Genomic DNA, 6,541 nt, shown 5'->3' with positions numbered 1-6,541 from the left:
TATCCCCTGTGTGCCTTGGGTCCGGGTCACCCTTCCAGCGGGTCATGAACCGCTCGGTGACCGTGGTGCACTCGTCGATCTTCTTCTGCGGGACCGCGGGCTGGTAGATGCCGCGCGCCGACTGCGCGACGTAGGACAGCGCCATCACCGAGGCGCGGGCCAGGTTGTCGCGGGCGGTCTCGTCGTCGATGTCGAGCAGCGGCTGGTAACCCCAGATCGGGGCGAGCATGGCCAGGCCCGCCTGCACGTCGACGCGCACGTCGCCGGTGTGCACCGGCAGCGGGAAGGGCTCGGCGGGCGGCAGGCCGCGGCCGAACTCGCCGTCGACCAGCAGGGCCCATACGTCGCCGAAGGTCACCCGGCCTTCGACCAGGTCCTCGATATCGACGCCGCGGTAGCGCAGCGCGCCGCCGTCCTTGTCGGGTTCGGCGATATCGGTGGTGAAAGCCACCACGCCCTCCAGGCCGCTGACGAAATCACTGGGTACTGCGGTCTGCCCGGTAGGCACCGCGGGGCTGGTAGTCATGTTGTGACTTCTCCTTGCAACTTCGGGCCGCTGCGTAGCGACTTCTTGCAGGTCACTCGATAAGACCTGCTTCTCGGCGATGCGATAGCACGAGGCTCGCCGAGCACATGCCGATCAACAACACCTTAGATCCTTGCTACCCCGGAGTAACGTCTGGCCCATGCGTGACCTGGACAATTCACCCGGCGGCCAGGAGACGGCCGAAATCCCCTCGAGCACCGACCTCGCGGCCATGCGCGCGGAGTACGGCGGCGCCCCGTTCGGCAGCGGCGAGGACATCGATCTGGACGAAACATGGCTGGCCGGCGGCTGGGAACCGTTGTTACGCCACTGGATCGAGCAGGCGACCGCGGTCGGCGTCGCCGAGCCCAACGCCATGGTGCTGGCCACCGTGTCGCTGGCCGACGGCACGCCGCGACCGGTCGCCAGGACGGTGCTGTGTAAGGGACTCTCGCCCGAAGGTGTGACTTTTTACACCAACTACGACTCGGCCAAGGGCAGCCAGCTCACCGCCGTCCCGTTCGCCGCGGCCACCTTCGTCTGGCCCGCGCTCGGCAGGCAGGTGCACGTGCGCGGCCCGATCGAACGCGTCGGTGCCGAGACGACCGCGGTCTACTGGCGCTCGCGTCCGCGCGACTCGCAGCTCGGCGCGTGGGCCTCGCGGCAGTCCGCGCCGATCGGCTCGCGGGCCGAGCTGGACCGCATCATGGCCGAGACGGTCGCGCGCTTCGACGCCGTCGACGAGATCCCGGTGCCGCCGCACTGGGGCGGCTTCCTCATCCGGCCGGACGAGGTGGAGTTCTGGCAGGGCCGACGGGGCAGGCTGCACAACCGGATTCGGGTCCGGATCACGGATGGGGCGATGAAGGTCGAGCGACTACAGCCCTGACGTATTCCCGACCGGCGGGTGAGAAATATCGTACCGAGGCAATCGGGCCCGACTCGATATGCTCCCGCCGGTGAGACTGCTGGCCGACACCGCACCCCTGCGACACTCCGACTTCCGGCGCCTGTGGACCTCGGGCATCGTCACCATCATCGGCGCCCAGCTGTCCATCGTCGCGGTGCCGCAGCAGATCTTCCAGATCACCGGCAGCTCAGGCTATGTCGGCCTGGCAGGACTGTTCGGCCTGGTGCCGCTGGTCGTGTTCGGGCTGTGGGGCGGCGCGCTCGCCGACGTGATGGACCGGCGCAGGCTGATGCTCATCACGAACGCGGGCACCGGACTCACCGCCCTGGCGTTCTGGGCGCAGGCCGCCTCGGGCATCGACAACGTGTGGGTGGTGCTCGGCCTGTTCTCGGTGCAGCAGGCGGTCTTCGCGGTCAACCAGCCGACGCGCAGCGCGACCATCCCGCGCCTGCTGCCGGAAGACCAACTGGCCGCGGCCAATTCGCTGAACATGACGGTGATGCAGTTCGGCGCCATCGCCGGACCGGTGCTGGCGGGCGCGCTGATCCCGGTCGTCGGGCTCTCGACCCTGTACCTGATCGACGCGGTCGCGCTGCTCGCCACGATGTGGGCGGTGTGGCGGCTGCCCGCGCTGCCGCCGAGCGGGTCGGTGCGCAAGGCCGCATTCCGCACGGTGCTGGACGGTTTCGGCTACCTGGCCACCCAGCGCATCCTGCTCGCCTCGTTCGCGGTGGACGTGATCGCCATGGTGTTCGGCATGCCGCGCGCGCTGTTCCCGCAGATCGCGCACGAGACCTTCGGCGATCCGACCACCGGCGGGGTCGCGCTCGGCCTGCTGTTCGCGTCGATGTCGGTGGGCGCGGTGCTCGGCGGTGTGTTCTCCGGCTGGATACCGCGGATCAGGCGGCAGGGCTTGGCCGTACTGGTCTGCATCGCGCTGTGGGGCCTGGCCATGGTCGGCTTCGGCGTCGCCGTCGGCTTCACCGGGCACGGCCTCGGCTTGGGCGTCGGACTGTGGCTCGCGCTGATCTGCTCGGCCTTCGGCGGCGCGGTGGACATGGTGTCGGCGGCACTGCGGGTGACCATGTTGCAGCAGGTCGCGACCGATGAGATGCGCGGAAGGCTGCAGGGCGTGTTCGTAGTGGTTGTGGCAGGTGGACCCCGGATCGGTGATGTTGCCCACGGTTTTGCGGCGGCGAGTCTGGGTACTGCTGTGGCCGCGGCCGGTGGCGGCGTTCTCGTGGTAATCGGCGTGGTGATCGCCGCCATCGCGTTCCCGGCATTCGTGCGATACCGGGTAGGCCGCGCACATGCGGAAACGGTGACCCCGTGAGCCCGGCGAATAGTCGGCAATCGCCGCCGGACGTGTTGCTCCGACCTCACCGGGTCACGAGGTGATTGTGAGGTGCCGCAGGACTACCCTCCTGGTTGTCCGCGTCGGTGAACGTCTAGCGTTGAGACAAGTGCATCGTGCGCCGACCGCGACGGTGCCTACGGTTCTAGCCTGAGAGGGATCCTTCCGTGCCCGCTGAGAACATCATCAACGTCGACGACGACGCCAAGCCGGTCCTTACCTACCCCGGCGGGGAGTTCCCGATGACGGTCGCCAAGGCCGCAGAAGGCAACGACGGAATCGAGCTGGGAAAGCTGCTGGCCAGCACGGGGTACGTCACCTACGACCCGGGCTTCATGAACACCGCGCCGACCAAGTCGGCGATCACCTACATCGACGGTGAGGCGGGCATCCTGCGCTACCGCGGTTACCCGATCGACCAGCTCGCCGCGTCCTCCACCTTCATCGAGGTCAGCTACCTGCTCATCTACGGCGAGCTGCCGTCGCAGGCCCAGCTCGAGGACTTCACCGACCGGATCCGCAGGCACACGCTGCTGCACGAGGACCTGAAGCGCTTCTTCGACGGCTTCCCGCGCAACGCGCACCCGATGCCGGTGCTCTCCTCCGCGGTGAACGCGCTGTCGGCCTACTACCAGGACTCGCTCGACCCGCGCGACCCCGAACAGGTCGAGCTGTCCACCATCCGGCTGCTGGCCAAGCTGCCCACCATCGCGGCGTACTCGTACAAGAAGTCGGTCGGCCAGCCCTTCCTCTACCCGGACAACTCGCTGAGCCTGGTGGAGAACTTCCTGCGGATGACCTTCGGGTTCCCGGCCGAGCCGTACGAGGTCGACCCCGAGGTCGCCGCGGCGCTGGACATGCTGCTGATCCTGCACGCCGACCACGAGCAGAACTGCTCCACCTCGACGGTGCGGCTCGTCGGCTCCTCCGACGCCAACCTGTTCACCTCGGTCTCCGGCGGCATCAACGCGCTGTGGGGCCCGCTGCACGGCGGCGCGAACCAGGCCGTGCTCGAGATGCTCGACGGCATCAAGTCCGACGGCGGCGACGTCAAGGAGTTCATCCGTAAGGTCAAGAACAAGGAAGACGGCGTGAAGCTCATGGGCTTCGGGCACCGCGTCTACCGCAACTATGACCCGCGCGCCGCGATCGCCAAGAAGCACGCCGACGCGATCCTCAACAAGCTCGGCAACGACGAGCTGTTCGACATCGCCCAGGCGCTCGAGGAGGCCGCGCTCACCGACGACTACTTCGTCGAGCGTCGCCTGTACCCGAACGTCGACTTCTACACCGGCGTCATCTACAAGGCCATGGGTTTCCCCACCCGGATGTTCACCGTCCTGTTCGCCATGGGCCGGCTGCCCGGCTGGATCGCGCACTGGCGCGAGATGCACAGCGAGCCGCTGAAGATCGGCCGCCCGCGCCAGATCTACACCGGCTACGGCGCCCGCGATTACCGCGAGATCAACAATCGTCAGTAGTACCGAGAAAATTCACCACACCTATCGAAGGGGATAGCTGAATGACCAAGCCGGAGATCGAGTTCCAGGGCGGCCCCGCGCCCGCCGAACTGGTGATCAAGGACATCATCACGGGCGAGGGCAAAGAGGCCGTGGCCAGCGGCAATGTCGAGGTGCACTACGTCGGCGTGGAATTCGACACCGGCGAGGAGTTCGACTCCTCCTGGAACCGCGGCGAAGCGATCAACTTCCCGCTGCGCGGGCTGATCCAGGGCTGGCAGGACGGCATTCCGGGGATGAAGGTCGGCGGACGTCGTCAGCTGACCATCCCGCCGGAGCTGGCCTACGGCCCGGCCGGCGCCGGGCACCCGTTGGCGGGCAAGACGCTGGTCTTCGTGATCGACCTGTTGGACGCCAACTAAATTCGCCGCGTGGCCACGGCCACGGATCGTTAGGCCCGTGTTCCAGCTCTCTGGGGCACGGGCCTTCGCCGTTCTACTGCCGGACGATCTCGACAGGGTCGGTCAGCGCCAGCGCCAGCGCGGACTGCTGGGTGGTGCTGCGCTGGGGAAGGGTCGAGACGGCCTTGTCCGTCTGGGTATTGAGGTTGCCGACGATGCCCTGCAACTGGGTGACGCCGGCGGTGAGTTGGCTTATGGCGCTGACCAATTGGGCGCCGCCCTCGTCGGCTAGCTTGGGCAGGCCCTCGGCCAGCTTCGCGCCCTCGTTCAATTGCGCACTGGCGCCGGCCAATCGGTCGACCACGGTGCGCAGCAGGGTGCCGAGATCGGTGTTCGGGTCGACCGCGCCGCCGACCAGCGAGCCGAGGCCGGTCAGCTGCGAGCCCGCCTGGCCCGAAACACTCTGTAGCCCTTCGAGTTTCTTGATGATGTCGGCCAGCGCCGGATCATTGGCGAAGGGCAGCGCGCGCAGCAGCGGGATGATCTGCTCCAGCCCCGAGTTCACCGTGTTCGCGGTCCGCTCCACCTGCGCGATCGTGAGGCCGGTCGAATCCAATGCTGCGGCAAGCTCGTTCGCCTGCTTCGCCGCGCCGTCGACCGTGGAGTTCAACAGGGCGATGGCCGAGGTCAGTTGTGCCGAGCCATCTTTGGCGAAGCTCAGGAAGCCCAGCAACTGGTCGGCCCCCGAGCTGAACTGCTCCGCGCCCGACGCGGCCGCGTTCACCCCGGCTTTCAGCAACTGCGCCGTGAACTGCACCTGCGTCAGCTGACTGCGGGCCTGTCCGACTGCGGACAGCGCGGCGTCGACACCCGCCGCGCCCACCTGGTGCGTCACCTCGGCGACCGCGCCGTTCACCAGAGCGGTGTCCGCGCCCCGATGTGTGGCCACGGTGACCTTGGCCCGGCGCGGCTGGGCGCCGGCCAGCGTGCCCATGGACTCGGTGAGATCGGCGGGCAGGGTGATCACCGCGGCGTAGTCGTCGGTGCTCGCCTCGCCCGGCTCGGCCGCGGTCCATTCGTACCCGCCCGCGCCCTCGAGCGCTTTGACCACTCGCGCGCCCGTCGGCCCGGCGTCGGCGTTCACGAGCGCGATGCCGGTGGGGCCGCTGTCGGATCGTCCGCACGCGGTGAGTCCGGCGCCGAGCGCGCCCGCGGCGACGAGAGCGAGGGCGAGCAGGGCGGTGCGGGTGCGTTTTCCGATCACGCCGCGACCCTAGAACCTGTATGTGAGGCGCTCCTCGGCGTTTTCATGAGAGTTCGGTAAAACCGCCCTCGCCTCCCACCCAGCCGCTGTTACATGCGCGACGGGGGAGGGCGATCAGAGCACTGTCTCTTGCGTGGCGGGGAGAGCGGTCAGAGCGCGGCGGGGTCGGGGAGGTCGAGGACGAGGCGGATGCCCCCTAAGGTTCCGTCGTCGAAATAGGCTCGTCCACCGTGTAATTGGGCCTGCTGGGCGACCAGGGCCAGGCCCAGCCCGGAGCCGCCCTTGCTGGCCTGGCTGCCCCGGAAGAATCGATCGAACACGGCCTGCCGCTCATGGACGGGGATGCCGCGACCATTGTCGTCGATGCTGATCACGATGTGCCCGTTCGGCGCCCGGTGCGCGGAGACCAGCGCCTCGGTGGCCCTGCCGTGTTTGACCGAGTTGGCCAGCGCGTTGTCCACCGCCAGCCGCAGCCCGGCGGGCAGGCCGCGGGTGACCAGCTCGGCATCGCTGTCGATGTGCACCCGCAACCCCGGGAAGTGCCGCATGGCGTCGTGCGCCGCCTGGTCACACAGGTCGCCGACGTCGGTGGCGACATGGTCGCGCTCGTTGGTGAGATCGCCGGT

At 68.3% G+C, this 6,541-nt stretch carries 7 protein-coding genes; 4 read left to right on the top strand and 3 right to left on the bottom strand.

Translation table 11 applies throughout. From position 1 onward, the window contains the following. Positions 1 to 526, bottom strand: a 526-nt coding sequence (locus ON39_RS04050) for a citrate/2-methylcitrate synthase (protein ID WP_303621510.1), incomplete at its 3' end; no start/stop codon positions are given. A 160-nt stretch (positions 527 to 686) separates the two neighbouring features. On the opposite strand from ON39_RS04050, the gene pdxH reads away from it, so the two are divergent. The 4 genes from pdxH to ON39_RS04030 all read left to right on the top strand — a co-directional run bounded on the left by pdxH (position 687) and on the right by ON39_RS04030 (position 4,672). Further along, positions 687 to 1,415 (top strand): pyridoxamine 5'-phosphate oxidase, encoded by a 729-nt coding sequence (gene pdxH / locus ON39_RS04045; RefSeq protein WP_040731070.1) that lies wholly within the window; start codon positions 687 to 689, stop codon positions 1,413 to 1,415. Between the two features lie 70 nt (positions 1,416 to 1,485). Further along, positions 1,486 to 2,769, top strand: coding sequence for an MFS transporter (locus ON39_RS04040; protein WP_246002849.1), 1,284 nt, complete (start codon positions 1,486 to 1,488; stop codon positions 2,767 to 2,769). A gap of 188 nt (positions 2,770 to 2,957) precedes the next feature. Further along, a complete protein-coding gene (locus ON39_RS04035; protein ID WP_083894227.1) occupies positions 2,958 to 4,271 on the top strand; it encodes a citrate synthase in 1,314 nt (437 codons plus the stop codon). Between the two features lie 41 nt (positions 4,272 to 4,312). After that, positions 4,313 to 4,672, top strand: coding sequence for an FKBP-type peptidyl-prolyl cis-trans isomerase (locus ON39_RS04030; RefSeq protein ID WP_040731067.1), 360 nt, complete (start codon positions 4,313 to 4,315; stop codon positions 4,670 to 4,672). 73 nt (positions 4,673 to 4,745) lie between these two features. Here the strand turns inward: ON39_RS04030 and ON39_RS04025 are convergent, their stop codons facing one another. Continuing rightward, a complete protein-coding gene (locus ON39_RS04025) occupies positions 4,746 to 5,915 on the bottom strand; it encodes a YhgE/Pip domain-containing protein (RefSeq protein WP_040731065.1) in 1,170 nt (389 codons plus the stop codon). A gap of 149 nt (positions 5,916 to 6,064) precedes the next feature. Continuing rightward, a partial coding sequence (locus tag ON39_RS04020) for a sensor histidine kinase (protein WP_040731064.1) occupies positions 6,065 to 6,541 on the bottom strand: 477 nt, incomplete at its 5' end.

This window comes from Nocardia tenerifensis NBRC 101015, from assembly GCF_000308715.1.
Classification (GTDB): Bacteria; Actinomycetota; Actinomycetes; order Mycobacteriales; family Mycobacteriaceae; genus Nocardia; species Nocardia tenerifensis.
The sequence above is the reverse complement of the archived record's forward strand: the minus strand, read 5'-3'. Positions and strand labels throughout refer to the sequence as shown.